Genomic DNA, 13,218 nt, shown 5'->3' on the forward strand with positions numbered 1-13,218 from the left:
CTGCGGTTCTGTCGGTGGCCGGTGGGATGCTCCTTCGTAGCATCATCGACCGGTCAGCACCACGGAATTGGGAGAACATTGATGAGTGCCGGGGTGTGTCCGTGATTCCGACCTGGATCGGTGTGGTGGGTATCATCATGGCCGCCCTCAGTCCGCTGCTCGTCCTCGGTGGCGTCGCGTTGGGTTCGTACATGGTCCGCAAGTCCGATCGCGAGCTGAACACCTGGCGGCATCGCGAGGAGACCATGCGCATGGTCCGGTGGGCGGTCGAGCAGATCCTCGAGGGTTCGGACGCGGGCACGGACGCGGGCGTGGTCACGCTGCGTTCGCTCATGCGATCCGAACTGCTACAACCCGAGGACTACGAACTGGTCGCCGCGCTGACCGGCGCCGTTGCGATCGACCGGGTCGGCCCGGCCGCGTACGCTGATATTGCGGACTTGGACGTCGAGATCGTCGAGGGAGACGGTGAGAATGGCTGAGAAGAGGACCTTGAAGGTCTCCCGCCAGGCCGTCGAGCTGGCCCGGCTGCACGTCGAGGCGGCCCGCCGTGCCGGCCGCAAACCCGAGCCGGTCCTGGCCCGCATCGCCGACGCCCGCCCGGACAACGGCGCGGCTCCCAGCCCGGCCTGATCCCAGGCGTCGTTCGTCGTACGTCGTGCACCGTCTATCGGACGCGCGCGTACGGACCGGCCCGTCAGGTCGGCGGCACGCCGTGGAGCACCTACACTGATCGACGGCCGCTCCGGTGGCGTACGGTGCACAACGTGGTTACCGTCGCGTCGCTCCCTGTTCCCGACCACGGCCGGATGATCCCGTGATCCGCTTCGAGAATGTGTCCAAGACGTACGAGGGCCAGTCCAAGGCCGCTCTGCTGAACGTCAACGTCGAGATCGAGAAGGGCGAGTTCGTCTTCCTGGTCGGCACCTCCGGGTCCGGCAAGTCGACGTTCCTTCGCCTGGTCCTGCGTGAGCACCGGACGACCAAGGGTCACATCATGGTCGCCGGCAAGGATCTGAACCGGCTGGCCAGCTGGCGGATCCCGCAGATGCGGCGGCAGATCGGAACCGTGTTCCAGGACTTCCGGCTGCTGCCGAACAAGACCGTCGCGGAGAATGTGGCGTTCGCGCTGCAGGTGATCGGCAAGCCCCGCTCGCACATCCGCAAGACGGTGCCCGAGGTGCTGGAGCTGGTCGGCCTGGACGGCAAGGAGGACCGGATGCCGGACGAGCTGTCCGGCGGCGAGCAGCAGCGGGTGGCGATCGCCCGCGCGTTCGTGAACCGGCCGATGATCCTGATCGCCGACGAGCCGACCGGAAACCTCGACCCGGGGACGTCGGTCGGCATCATGAAGCTGCTGGACCGGATCAACCGGACCGGAACGACCGTCGTGATGGCCACTCACGACGTGTCGATCGTCGACCAGATGCGCAAGCGCGTGATCGAGCTGGAGAACGGTCATGTCGTCCGCGACGAGTCGCGCGGCGTCTACGGCTACCAGCACTGAGACGGCTGCCTGACACCGGGCTGACACAGGGACTGACTGAAGAATGCGCTTGAACTACATCCTCTCCGACCTCGGCATCGGGCTGAAGCGGAACCTCTCGATGACGATCGCGGTCGTCGTCACCATCTGGGTCTCGCTGTCGCTGTTCGGCAGCGCGCTGCTCGCCCGCGAGCAGGTCGACCTGATGAAGGGGAACTGGTACGACAAGATCCAGATCTCGGTCTTCTTGTGCACCAAGGACTCCGGCGGCCGCGGCTGCACCGGCGCCGAGGTGACGCAGGAGCAGAAGAACCGGATCCAGCAGGTGATCTCCGCGAACCCGGACACCGCGCCCGACGGGGTGTTCTCGGAGTCGAAGCAGGAAGCGTTCGACTCGTTCAAGAAGCTGTACAAGGACTCGCCGATCGTCAGCACGGTCACCGAGGACCAGATGCAGGAGTCCTTCCGGGTCAAACTGCGCGATCCACAGCGCTATCAGAATCTGGTCAGCGCGGTCGCCGGCCTGCCCGGCGTGGACACGGTCCAGGACCTGCGCCAGTACCTCGATCCGCTGTTCAAGGCACTCAACGGGTTGCAAGTCGGCGCCCTGGTCGCCGCAGGGTTGCTGCTGGTCGCCGCGCTGATGCAGATCTCGAACACGATCCGATTGGCGGCGTACGCGCGGAGACGGGAGATCGGCATCATGCGCCTGGTGGGCGCGTCGAACTTCTATATCCAGCTACCGTTCCTGCTCGAGGCGGTGCTGGCAGCCCTGATCGGCGCGGTCCTCGCCTGCGGCACCTTGTGGGTCGGCGTCTACTTCGTGGTGATGCAGCGGGCCCAGGAGACCTTCCGGGTCTGGCAGTGGGTCGGCGCGAGCGAAACCTTCCGGGCCACGCTGATCATGGTCGTGGTCGGCCTGATCCTGGCCGTGGTCCCGACATTCCTGACAACGCGGAAATACCTCAAAGTCTGACCCGGGTGACTTATCGTGCAGTATCAGGAGTCACAGCAGTAACTCCTGTACCGCGCGACAACTTCATCCAGAGCAAGGGGTCGACCTGTGGTCCCGCACTTCCCCGGTGCGAACCCGCGTCCGCGGGGGAGCATCAAGCGAGACGACAGCACCGGCACCTCCGCACCGCCGTACCCGCGATCACGTACCGGACCGCGGGGCCGGCCGACGGTGGTCGCCGCTTGCTGCCTTGTCCTGTCCCTGTCCGCCGGAGTCCTGGCGGCGGTCCCGTCCGCCCAGGCGGACCCGCCCGATCCAGCCGCCAAGAAGAAACAACTCGACTCGCAGATCAACCAGCAGAAGGCTGATCTCGCCGAGGCGTCCGACCAGCTCGGCAAGTCCGTTGCCGCCTACAACCAGGCGGAGGTGAAATACCAGGCCGTCCAGGTCCGGTACGCCGCCGCCCAGGGCAGGCTGGCCGCCGCGAAGGCCGCCGATGTGGTTGCCGCGAGCAAGCTCGCGAGCGCCGAACAAGCCTTGCGTACAGCGATCTCCGATGTCGCGGCGGGTGAGCAGCTGATCACGGAGAAGCGGGCAGTGGCCGGCCGGGCGGTGCGATCGGCGTACCAGCAGCAGAACAGCCTGGTCGGGCTGTCGATCGCGCTGCGTGGCGCGGCGCCGGCCGACATCGCCACCGGGATGCAGGTGCAGCGGAACGTGTTCGGCATCCAGGGCAACGCGATCACCAACCTGAACAACGCGCAGGCGCAACTCGCGAGCAAGCGCGCCAAGGTGGCGGTGGCCGAGCAGGCCGCCGCGGCCGCGCGGGCCGAGGCGGCCCAGACGGTCCGGCAGGTCACCGAGCTGACCCAGCAGGTCGCGGCCGACAAGGCCGAGGCCGCCGCGGTCGCGCAGGTCAAGCTGGTCGCCTTCAAGGCCGCCGAGAAGGAGAAGAACTCCGAACTGGCGCAGTACAACTCGCTGCTGCGCGAGCGGACCCGGGTCCAGCAGATCCTGATCGCCCGGGCTCGCGCCGAGAAGGCGGCTGCCGCGCGCCGCAAGGCGGCCCGGGAGAAGGCCGAGCGGGAGCGGGCGCGCAAGGAGCACCGGGCGCCGCGCAACGTACCGGACGAGCCGTCCGACAACGGTGGGCGGCTGAGCAAGCCGATCGACACCTACATCACGTCGCCGTTCGGGATGCGTTTCCACCCGATCCTGCACTACTGGAAGCTGCACGACGGCACCGACTTCGGCGCCGGCTGCGGTACGCCGATCCGCGCGGCCGCCAGCGGGGTCGTCACGGACAAGTACTACAACGGTGGTTACGGGAACCGGCTGTTCGTCTCACACGGAGTGATCGACGGCTCCTCCATCACCACCGTCTACAACCACTTGTCGAAGTACAAGGCCCACGTCGGCGAGCGCGTCTCCCGGGGCGAGATCATCGGGTACGTCGGCACCACGGGCTACTCCACCGGCTGCCACCTGCATTTCATGGTCTACCAGGACGGCAACGTGGTTAATCCCATGAAGTGGTTGTAAGCGGTCGGCGTTGCCATTTCCTTCGCACCAGCGGCGTCCAGGCGGGCACCTCGCGGCGTTGGAGGCCGGGCCACGATGAACACCGCATCGAGGCCCGGCCTCCGCCTTGCGATGCACCCACCTGGACGCCGCTGGCACTGAAGGAAATGGCAACGCCGACCGCCTGGCAGTCTGAGATACTGGTCGGATGGTGAAACAGACCGGCCAGCAGAAGCCGATCGCGCAGAACCGGAAGGCGCGACACGACTACCACATCGAGGACGTGGTGGAGGCCGGGCTGGTGCTGACGGGGACCGAGGTCAAGTCCCTGCGGCAGGGCCGGGCCTCCCTCGTCGACGCGTTCGCCGCGGTCCGGGGGAACGAGCTCTGGCTCCAGGGGATGCACATCCCCGAGTACAAGCACGGGACGTGGACCAACCACGAGCCGCGGCGGACCCGCAAGCTGCTGCTGCACAAGGACGAGGTGCAGAAGCTGATCAAGGCCGTCGAGCAGCAGGGGGTTTCGCTGATCCCGCTGTCGCTGTACTTCAAGGACGGCTACGCGAAGGTCGAACTCGCCACCGGGCGCGGCAAGAAGGACTACGACAAGCGGCACGCCCTGGCCGAGCGCCAGGCCGACCGCGAGGCCCGGCGCGCCCTGTCGGAGCGGACCCGCGGCCGCTGATCCGGTCGCGTTGCCGCTGACCGGCGTACCCGAGTGCTGCCTGGGGTCCGGTCAGGGGTGGCTGGGGGCTGAACCCGATGGGGCGAGCGGCGTCCGGCGCGCAGAGTGGAGGCATGAGCACTTCAGACCTGCTGGTGACGCCGGCCCAACGGGACCGCGCAGTCGAGATCCTGAAAGAGATGTACGCCGACGGCCGGCTGGACCACTTCGAGTTCGACACCCGGCTCGAGCTGGCGCTGAAGGCCCGCACCCGAGCCGAGCTGAACAGCACGTTCGACGGACTCGTCTCCCGGCCGGTCCCGACGTACGCACCCGCCGCCTTCACCCGGCCTGCGCAGCTCCAGCGGTACGACTCGAGCGGCCGCGGGATGGGGACGGTGGCGCACTGGCTCGGGTACCCGACGTTCTTCGTCGGGCCGGCGATCGTGGTCGCGACGACGGGTCAGAAGAACCCGGCGGTGCGTAAGCATGCGGTCGAGGCGTTGAACTTCCAGCTGAGCGCGTTCGGCGCGTTCGCGCTGCTGGGCATCGCGACCGGCGTGACCCACGGGTTCCTGGGATTCCTCTTCCCGCTGCTCGGCATCCTGTGGTTCGTCCTCACGGGGATCGGCGGCCTCGCTACCGCGGTCGGCGCGAACTTCCGCTACCCGTTCACGCTGCGGCTGATCAAGTAGCTCGTCTCTTACGCTAGGCGGCATGGCTGTTCCAGTCACGGCACGCTGGGAGGTTGCCGGGTTCCTGGGGTTGACCGGGGCCACGGGGCTGATCGATGCGGTGAGCTATCTGTCGCTCGGACACACGTTCGTGGCGAACATGACGGGGAACGTCGTGTTCCTGGGGTTCGCCGTGGTGCCGGCGTCAGGGTTTCGCTTCGGGCCGCCGGTGGCGGCGGTGCTCGGGTTCGTGCTCGGGTCACTTGGTGGCGGGCGGGCGGCTCGTGTGCTGGATGGACGGCCGCGGCGGTGGCTGGGGACTGCTTTCGGGGCGCAGGCGGTGGTGCTGTGGGTGTGCGCGCTGCTGGTGGGTGTCGGCGTACTGCGGGAGACGGGCGGGACGTCGTACGTGCTGATCGTGGCGCTGGCGAGCTGTTTCGGGTTGCAGAACGCGACGGTGCGGCATGCGGCGCCGCGGGATCTGACCACGACTGTGCTGACGCTGACCCTGACCGGGCTGGCGGCGGACAGCGTGCTGGGCACCGGTCGCTCGGCCAAGCCGCACCGTCGGCTGGGCTCCATCGCGGCCATGTTCGTGGGTGCGGCGATCGGGGCGTTGCTGCTCCAGAAGACCGTCTCCGGTGTCATCGCTCTGGCCGGCGCTGTGGTGGCCGCCGCGGCGCTCGTCTTCCTGTTCGCGCCCGCCCCGGCCCCGGATCCGGCCGCGTGAGCGCTGCCGCCGGGAATGTGAGGTGCGGGCGGTCTGTTGGACTTGGTAGTGTGGATCTTCCACCACCCTTCGGGGCTGGTGGGAGTTTGACAACTCAACAGGGGGTGAACGGTTTCGACTTTGGACGTTAGTTCCAAGGGAAGCGGGCCGAGGATCCAGGGTTATCTCGTTAACGATCTCTGGAAACCAATAAGTGCCAATAACACGCGCACTAACTTCGCTCTCGCCGCCTGACGGCCTGAGGTAAACGAAGGGTCAGCCCGGGGATGCTTCCGACCCGGTTCCTGGCCTCAGCTAGGAAGCTTGCTGTGCTAGCCCGGTCACGGGGTTAGTACGGGACATTTACAGTGACTGAGCCTGTCAGCGACGTGTCTGTGAGAGCGCTGGGGCCGAGAAAATCGCCTAACAGACTGCGCCCGGAGAAGTCTTGGAGCAACGCTGAAGGACGCGGGTTCGATTCCCGCCACCTCCACACGCCGGATTCGATACCCCTCATGCGAGGTGTGTCGGTCCGTCACAATGAGGCCTCCCTGCCTAGTGTCATCCGCAGGGAGGTTTCTCTGTGTCTGCCCGCACCCGGGACCTCCGAACATCAGCCGGCCGACTCTGGAGGTGTCGGCGAGTGTTCAGGGCACGTATCGACCGATGCGCGGTGCTGAGCGTGAATCTAGCCGGGAGTACCAGCGCCCCCTCCGACGTCGGATCCCTGCTTCAGTCGGTCAAGTCCGCGCCGCTACCGGCTCCTTCGCCGGTCCGGACGCCGCTCTGATGGCAGCGCTGCATGTCCTGGTGGGCGCCAGCACTGGGGAACCGCACGAGGTTCTCCGACGCCCGACGCCCGACGACCTCACGCCGACCTACCGTGAACGCCGCGATGGAGGACCTGTCCGAGGGAGCAGGCTGCAGGCGCTCGCCGTCGACTACATGAAGACCCGATCCCTTGGTTGACGCCCGGCGCGTGTACGTCGCTCGGACTGTGACGCCGGCGCGCTGCACGGCTTCGCCTGGTTCAGAGGGTGCCGACGCGGCCGGCGAACTCCCGCACCCCAGGCAGGCTGTTGCGGCGATCTCCGGTTAGCAGGTCGCGGGTCAGTTGCTGCGCCCAGGGCCGGAATCGGACTTCCTGTGGTGTGTCGCGTTCGGCGGCGACGAGTGCCTGGAATGCAGCTTGTGAGCGGCCGCGACCGTGTAGGGCGAGGGCGGTGTCTTCCCAGTAGCGGGCGCGGCGTTCAGGGGAGGTGATAAGGGTCGGGTCGACCAGTCGGGCGTAGTCGACGGCGGCACCGAAGTCGCCGAGTACTCGTGACACGCTGATTTTGTAGACGGCCAGTTCGAGCATGTTGAACCGGTCATTCTTGGTGGCGCCGATACGGCGCGCGGCGTCCTCGGCCTCGCCGAGCAGCGTCCAAGCGCTGTCGCGGTCATCGCGCAGCGCAGCGGTGTAGGAGGCGGCTGCGAGGAGCTGTCCGTACATCGCGGCCGCGGCCGTGTTAGCGAGGGCGGTGTCGGCGTGCAGTCGGCTGGCGGCATCAAGCATGAGCCGCTGCGCGCCGTCCCGGTGGTGGGTACGTCGCATTACGGTGGCCGCGAGGCGACGGGCCTCGGCAAGGACCACCGGGTCGTCGCCGGTACGGGCGGCCTGGACCGCGCGGTCCGCAGTGGCCCATGCCATCCCGTTATCATGCAGCTTGACCAGCAGTTCGGTGGCAAGGCTGTAGGTCTGCGCCAGCCGGGCAGCCGCCAGCGGCGCATCACTGATGGTGGCGGCATCGCGGCCGGCAACAGCTTGGGCGAGCAGCCGGGGCAGGCGGCGGGCGAGTTGGCTGTAGCGGGTCGCGCGGAAGTCAGCCCGCGCGGCGGCGAGCTGCGCGGCGAGCTGGTGTCCCAGAATAGGCGCGGCACTGCCGCGGCCGAAGAGCACGTCCTCAATGGTGTCAGCCATCCCCCTCGCAGCGGCTGCCTGGTCTAGGGGAAGCACCGTTGCTCCGGTCACCACGGCGGCGGTCGTCGCGAGCAGGTCGCGTCGGCGCATCGGATCACCATCCTCATCGGCACCTGTGCTCAGGCTAGCGGTGCGGGAGTCGAAGATCGGTCGCGACAGTCCGAACAAGTGCGCGGGGATGGCGAACACCTCGGCGAGACGGCGAAGGTCGCGCACGTCCCAGGCGCGGTGGGGTTTGGTCTCCATCCGGCTCAATGTCGAGGCGGATACGCCAGCGAGGCTGGCGGCGTCCTGCAGGTTCAGCCCGGCGGCCACCCTGGCGGTGCGCAGCACTTTGCCGAAGTCGCCGCTGGTGGCCGCCTGCATGATGGACGGCATCGTGGTCCAGGCGGGGTGGGTGCTCATGGTCACCTCCATCCACGATGGCGGGAGTTTGAGCGTGACCGATGTTTGCAGGTTGTGCAAGCCGGTTGCACCCCGAGTAGTCATGTCTTCGATCCGGGCTCACTTGCCGGTGTGCTGGAGGCATCGAAACCGCCGAAGACAGGGGAGTCCCGCGATGATGCACCTCACCACACCGAGCGCCACCCCGGCCACCGTCACCGACTTGGTCCGGGCCGGGCTGCTGGAGCTTGGCGACGGCTGCCAGATTCATCCGTCGGCAGTGTTCCTCCCGACCGACATGCTCGGCACCATCCGCCCGAGCGTGCTTGGCGACCGCGTCACCGTCGGCGCCTTCGCGATCGTGCACGGCGGCGTCACGATCGGCCGGGATACCCGCATCGGGCACCGGGCCGTGGTAGGCGAGCCAGAGTACGGATACGCCGTACGCCGGGTCTACCAGGGCGCTGGCGCACCTACGGCGGTTGGCGCTGGGGTGGTGCTGCGCGCCGGGGCCGTGATCTATGCGGGCGCCGCCATCGGTGATGACACCACAATCGGGCATAACACACTGCTACGTACCAACGTCAGGGTCGGCGCCGGCAGCCAGCTAGCGGCGAACCTGACCATCGAGCGCGGCTGTGTCATCGGCGACGGCGTGCGCTGCTCACCTGGCTCGCACCTGACCGCCGACACCGTGGTCGCGGACCGGGCGTTCATCGGTGCCGGGGTGCGCACCATCAATGACAAGGAGTTGATCTGGCGCGATCCGGATCACGAGCAGCCGCTCGTGCCGCCGTCCTTCGCGTACGGGTGCAAGGTCGGCTCCGGCGCGGTCATCCTCGCAGGCCTCGCCGTCGGCGAGCACGCACTTGTCGGCGCCGGATCGGTCGTGACCAAAGATGTCCGGGCCCGCGCCATCGTCTACGGCGTGCCCGCCACCCAGCACGGGGAAGTGATCCTGTGACCGGCGCTTCGATCTGGCTGGATCCGCTGCGATCCAGCATCGGCGAGGTCGATGACTCTGGCTGGCACGACCTGCACCGCCTGGCCGACGATCTCAGCGCCCTGTGCGCGGCCGCGCCGCGGCTGGCAGATTCCACGGCGCGGTCACAGTGGTTGCTGCAGGTGCGCCGAGACCTGGCCAGCCGCGGGCACCGGTCCCCGACCGGGCGGGCAGGCCTGGTGTGGCAGACCCTGGCGCAGTTCACCGCGGGGTTCCACGACCTGGACCTGCGGGACGCGACCGGGACTGGCCACGGAGCGATGATCCTCGCCGAGGGCACCGCCGACGCCGCTGTCCGCTGGCGTACGCGTGTGGAGGCCGGGCAGCTGGTGGGGATCGCCGCGACCGAGCGACACGGCGGCTCACGCATCCAGGAGATGACCACCCGCGCAGTGCTGCGCCGCGACGGGACCTGGCAGATCACCGGCGAGAAGTGCTGGGTTTCGCGGCTAATCGAGTCGACCGGATTCGTGGTGTTCTTCCGCGACCCCGACGGACGCATCAGTGCGGCGGTCGTCGACGCCGATCAGCCGCATGTGGAGCGGGAGGTCATCGAACCTTTCGGGCTGGAGGGCTGGTCGTGGGGCCTGCTACACCTGAACGAGGTGCCGGTGGATCCGGCCGCCGACCTGATCGGCCGGCCAGGTGATGGCCTCGGGGTATTCCGGCGTCACTTCGCCGGGTTCCGGCCCCTGGTCACCGCGACAGCGCTAGGCACAGCCGCCGGTGTACACACCCTGGTCACCGGCGCCCTGGCCGCCAAGGCCAGGGTCGGGGTGCTACCCAGGATCCGTGACAACGCCCTGGTAGTGCTCGGCAGGACTCACGCCGAGATCACCGCCGCGCTGCTGGCCGCCATCACTACCAGCCGCCTGGCCGCTGACGAACACCCGCACGCCGACTTCGCTGCCCGGGTCGGCAAGGCAGCCGGCGTCGACACCGCGGTCCGCGCGGTGGCCGACCTGGCGCCGCTGATCGGCGCCGCCGGGTTTCAGCGTGCTCATCCGGTCGCCAAGGCCCGCGCCGACCTGACTGGGCTGCTGTACGCCGACGGCATCCACGACAGCCTCTACCGATCCGGCGGGGTCAGTCTCCTGGCCGCCCCGACCGGCGGCATCGCACCGACCCGGGCTGACGTCGCGACAGCTGATCACTACGACCCGGCGGCCTGAGCACCACGACGACGCGCTCGCCACGATTGGAGCGCTCCACCAAGGAGCACGGTCACGGCAAGTGGAAGCCGTTCTCCAGATCGAACACCGTCCCCTCGGCTTTGGCCCGCAGCGAGGCGATCACACGCCGGGCCAGCAGCGGCGACATCCGCTGCTCGATCTGCTCCTGGTCGCACCACGCCCAGCGGGACAGCTCGTCCGGCGGCAAGTGAATGTCGGCCGTGCTCTGCTCATCAAGGGTGCCGCCGTCATAGACGAACATGACCCCCTCGGTTCGATCTGGTCGCGGCGGCACCCAGTCCACCACGAGCAGCCGCCCCGGCATGACTGTCTTGCCCAGCTCTTCTTTCATCTCGCGCACAGCGGCTTGCCGCGGCGCCTCGTTCTCCTCAACACACCCGCCGACGATCTCCCAGTAGTCCTTGTACACGGGCTCGACGAGCAGCGCACGCCCAGCCACGTCAGTGAACAGGACACCAGCGCCCATACGTTTGCGGGGAAGCGTCGCCGTGTAGTCACCCGATGAAGTCACCCCGGCAGGCTACCCCCGGCCGCGGCGGCGGATCCGCTAATCCATCCATCCATCTGGCAGGGCGGGCTACCTAGCCTCGACCTTGCGGCTGGTGACAGCGTTCTGACAGGCCCGAGATGACGGTCGGCGGAAGAAGACACCCCCAATCCGGCATTTAGGTCCACCCCTTGAGAAGTGCCTGGTCAGAGCAACATCGGCCAGGCACTTCGTCGTTCCGCGACCGCTGACGTCGCTGGCGGGCGGGTGCTCACATCCCCCATCGGCCGGGTTCATTCAGGGGAGATCGATCGAGGGGGCGGGGCGCACGCCCGCACGGCGGCCGCGACGGTGCCATGGAAGTGCTCGGCGCCGATCACGCTGGTCAGGCCCGTATCGCTGAACTGCTCGCGTAGTTCGTCGGTTGCGTGCGCGACCTCGAACGTGATGTTACGGCTGTGCAGTCCGGTCCGGACCTCGGTGATCGCCCCGACCGCGGCGGCGTCGATCCCGCTGATCATGGTGGCGTCCAGGATCAGGTGGCCGACGGGCTTGGGTGCGCCGTCGACGGCCGCCCATACCCGGCGTTTGAAGAAGTGGGCGTTGGCGAAGAAGAGCCGTTCCTGGATCCGGTAGACGACCACTCCGGGGGTGATACCCGCGTCGGGGTGGGTGCCGACGTCGGCGTACCGCTGGTCGGCTTCTGAGTAGCCCAGCACGGCGTCGCTCGGGATGGCGGTGCGGCGGATCACGTCGATGATGGACAGCCCCATGGCGACCACGATCGCCGGCAGCACACCGATGGCGACCACGACCACCGAGGTGATCGCAGCGATGCCAACCTCGGTGCGGCTGCTCCTGGCCAGCTCTCGCCACTGGGCCGGGTCGATGAGTTTCAGCGATGCGTAGACGATCACCGCGCCGAGGATCGCGGAAGGCAGGTAGCGAATGGGGGCGGTGAGGAACAGGAGGATCAGCAGGATGGTGCCGAAGGCGACGAGGCCACTGACCTGACTGGTGGCCTTCATCGAGTCGTTGACGGCGGTGCGGGATCCGCTGGTGCCGACTGGCATGCCGTGCGTGAAGCCGGCCGCGACGTCCGCCGCGCTGAAGGAGAGCAGTTCCTGGTCTGCGTCGATGGTCTCGCCGTGCCGAGCTGCGAAGGATCGAGCGGTCAGGATCGAGTCCGAGAAGCTCACCAGGAAGATCGCCGCGGCCGGCAGGGCCAGGGAGAGCCACTCCGAGCCGGTGATGTGCGGCCGGTCGAACGACGGCAATCCGGCCGGGATCGAGCCGGTGACGGCGACACCGTGCGCCTCCAGATCGAGCAGCCAGGACACCACGATGCCCAGGACGACCACGACCAGGGCTCCGGGCCAGCGCGGAAGGAAGCGGCCGAGCAGGATCAGGACGACAAAGGCGCCACCCGCCACGGCCACCGTCGCCAGGTTCGCATGGCCGATGTGTGCGACGTTGTCGATCGTCGCCCGGATGGCACCGCTGTACGTGCTGGACAGGCCGGTCAGCTTCTCCAATTGACCGAGGATCATCACCACCGCCACGCCGCTGATGTAGCCGACCAGCACCGACTGCGAGAAGTAGTCGGCGATCCAGCCCAGGCGCAGCAGCCGAGCGATGAGGAAGATGGCGCCCACGGCGATGGCCAGGGCGGCTGCCAACGTGGCGTACTGCGCCGAGCCCGCGGCGGCGAGCGGCGCGAGGGCACTGGCGACCAGCAGTGCCACGGCACCTTCCGGACCGACCACGGTGCGTAGGCCCGATCCGAGCAGCGCGTAGGCCAGCACGGGCAGCAGCAGGGTGTACAGGCCGGCGGTGACGGGAAGCCCGGCGAGCTCGGCGTATGCCATCGACGCGGGGAGGGCAAGGGCGGCGACCGTCAGCCCTGCCAGCGCATCGACGCGGAGCTTGTCCCGTGAGTAGCTCTTCAGCGAGTCGACCAACGGGACGTAGCGGCGCGTCCATGGTGGCTTGGTCGACGATGCGAACGGGGAACGACCCTCGTAGGCACTCTCGTAGGGGACGAGGACGACTTTCGCAGGCTCACCGCTCGAGCCCTCTGCTTCGACCATTGGCATCCCGCTTCCTCAACGGACCGGTCGCGTCCTTCCCTCAGGCTCACAGCCGGCCGGTAACCCGTCATCACCCCTACGGGCTGACT

13 protein-coding genes and 1 other RNA gene are annotated in these 13,218 nt (G+C 68.1%); 11 read left to right on the forward strand and 3 right to left on the reverse strand.

From position 1 onward, the window contains the following. Window positions 1-101: 101 nt before the first annotated feature. From OG555_RS22165 to ssrA, 9 genes are all read left to right on the forward strand, one after another. On the forward strand, window positions 102-482 hold the full coding sequence (locus OG555_RS22165; protein ID WP_329474430.1) for a hypothetical protein: 381 nt from the start codon (window positions 102-104) through the stop codon (window positions 480-482). Further along, on the forward strand, window positions 475-633 hold the full coding sequence (locus OG555_RS22170; protein ID WP_329474431.1) for a hypothetical protein: 159 nt from the start codon (window positions 475-477) through the stop codon (window positions 631-633). Before OG555_RS22165 ends, OG555_RS22170 begins: the two co-directional genes overlap by 8 nt. A 184-nt stretch (window positions 634-817) precedes the next feature. Beyond that, entirely contained in the window at window positions 818-1,507 is a 690-nt protein-coding gene (gene ftsE / locus OG555_RS22175; RefSeq protein ID WP_328523461.1) for a cell division ATP-binding protein FtsE, read from the forward strand. A gap of 43 nt (window positions 1,508-1,550) precedes the next feature. Then, complete coding sequence (gene ftsX / locus OG555_RS22180) at window positions 1,551-2,462, forward strand: permease-like cell division protein FtsX (protein WP_329474432.1); 912 nt, start codon at window positions 1,551-1,553, stop codon at window positions 2,460-2,462. Window positions 2,463-2,549: 87 nt separating this feature from the next. Continuing rightward, entirely contained in the window at window positions 2,550-3,983 is a 1,434-nt protein-coding gene (locus OG555_RS22185; RefSeq protein ID WP_329474433.1) for a M23 family metallopeptidase, read from the forward strand. Window positions 3,984-4,170: 187 nt separating this feature from the next. Beyond that, window positions 4,171-4,647, forward strand: coding sequence for an SsrA-binding protein SmpB (gene smpB / locus OG555_RS22190; protein WP_328523458.1), 477 nt, complete (start codon window positions 4,171-4,173; stop codon window positions 4,645-4,647). Between the two features lie 113 nt (window positions 4,648-4,760). Continuing rightward, the gene (locus OG555_RS22195; protein WP_329474434.1) at window positions 4,761-5,321 is read left to right on the forward strand and encodes a DUF1707 and DUF4870 domain-containing protein; all 561 of its coding nucleotides are present in this window, start codon (window positions 4,761-4,763) and stop codon (window positions 5,319-5,321) included. Window positions 5,322-5,343: 22 nt separating this feature from the next. Further along, a complete protein-coding gene (locus tag OG555_RS22200; RefSeq protein WP_329474435.1) occupies window positions 5,344-6,030 on the forward strand; it encodes a YoaK family protein in 687 nt (228 codons plus the stop codon). 100 nt (window positions 6,031-6,130) lie between these two features. Beyond that, window positions 6,131-6,505, forward strand: a transfer-messenger RNA (tmRNA) gene (gene ssrA, locus OG555_RS22205). A 534-nt stretch (window positions 6,506-7,039) separates the two neighbouring features. Here the strand turns inward: ssrA and OG555_RS22210 are convergent. Beyond that, on the reverse strand, window positions 7,040-8,437 hold the full coding sequence (locus OG555_RS22210; RefSeq protein WP_329474436.1) for a helix-turn-helix domain-containing protein: 1,398 nt from the start codon (window positions 8,435-8,437) through the stop codon (window positions 7,040-7,042). Window positions 8,438-8,531: 94 nt separating this feature from the next. On the opposite strand from OG555_RS22210, the gene OG555_RS22215 reads away from it, so the two are divergent. Both OG555_RS22215 and OG555_RS22220 read left to right on the forward strand, forming a co-directional pair. Next, window positions 8,532-9,320 carry a DapH/DapD/GlmU-related protein gene (locus tag OG555_RS22215; protein ID WP_329474437.1) on the forward strand — a complete coding sequence of 263 codons (789 nt, stop codon included), beginning with the start codon at window positions 8,532-8,534 and terminating at the stop codon, window positions 9,318-9,320. Next, complete coding sequence (locus tag OG555_RS22220; protein ID WP_329474438.1) at window positions 9,317-10,531, forward strand: acyl-CoA dehydrogenase family protein; 1,215 nt, start codon at window positions 9,317-9,319, stop codon at window positions 10,529-10,531. The genes OG555_RS22215 and OG555_RS22220 overlap by 4 nt, the downstream gene beginning before the upstream one ends. A 52-nt stretch (window positions 10,532-10,583) precedes the next feature. On the opposite strand, the gene OG555_RS22225 is transcribed toward OG555_RS22220, so the two are convergent. Together OG555_RS22225 and OG555_RS22230 are read right to left on the reverse strand one after the other, a co-directional pair. Continuing rightward, the gene (locus OG555_RS22225; protein WP_329474439.1) at window positions 10,584-11,063 is read right to left on the reverse strand and encodes an NUDIX hydrolase; all 480 of its coding nucleotides are present in this window, start codon (window positions 11,061-11,063) and stop codon (window positions 10,584-10,586) included. 269 nt (window positions 11,064-11,332) lie between these two features. Next, window positions 11,333-13,129 carry a SulP family inorganic anion transporter gene (locus tag OG555_RS22230; protein ID WP_329474440.1) on the reverse strand — a complete coding sequence of 599 codons (1,797 nt, stop codon included), beginning with the start codon at window positions 13,127-13,129 and terminating at the stop codon, window positions 11,333-11,335. Between the last annotated feature and the right edge of the window lie 89 nt (window positions 13,130-13,218).

Origin of the sequence: Kribbella sp. NBC_01484 (assembly GCF_036227145.1) — a bacterium.
Classification (GTDB): Bacteria; Actinomycetota; Actinomycetes; order Propionibacteriales; family Kribbellaceae; genus Kribbella.

What these genes read in the sequence shown, in the direction of transcription:
- OG555_RS22200 (WP_329474435.1), top strand. Translation starts at nt 5,344, where the DNA reads ATGGCTGTTCCAGTCACGGCACGCTGGGAGGTTGCCGGGTTCCTGGGG.
- smpB (WP_328523458.1), top strand. Translation starts at nt 4,171, where the DNA reads ATGGTGAAACAGACCGGCCAGCAGAAGCCGATCGCGCAGAACCGGAAG.
- OG555_RS22230 (WP_329474440.1), bottom strand. Translation starts at nt 13,129, where the DNA reads ATGGTCGAAGCAGAGGGCTCGAGCGGTGAGCCTGCGAAAGTCGTCCTC.
- OG555_RS22215 (WP_329474437.1), top strand. Translation starts at nt 8,532, where the DNA reads ATGATGCACCTCACCACACCGAGCGCCACCCCGGCCACCGTCACCGAC.
- ftsX (WP_329474432.1), top strand. Translation starts at nt 1,551, where the DNA reads ATGCGCTTGAACTACATCCTCTCCGACCTCGGCATCGGGCTGAAGCGG.
- OG555_RS22170 (WP_329474431.1), top strand. Translation starts at nt 475, where the DNA reads ATGGCTGAGAAGAGGACCTTGAAGGTCTCCCGCCAGGCCGTCGAGCTG.
- OG555_RS22195 (WP_329474434.1), top strand. Translation starts at nt 4,761, where the DNA reads ATGAGCACTTCAGACCTGCTGGTGACGCCGGCCCAACGGGACCGCGCA.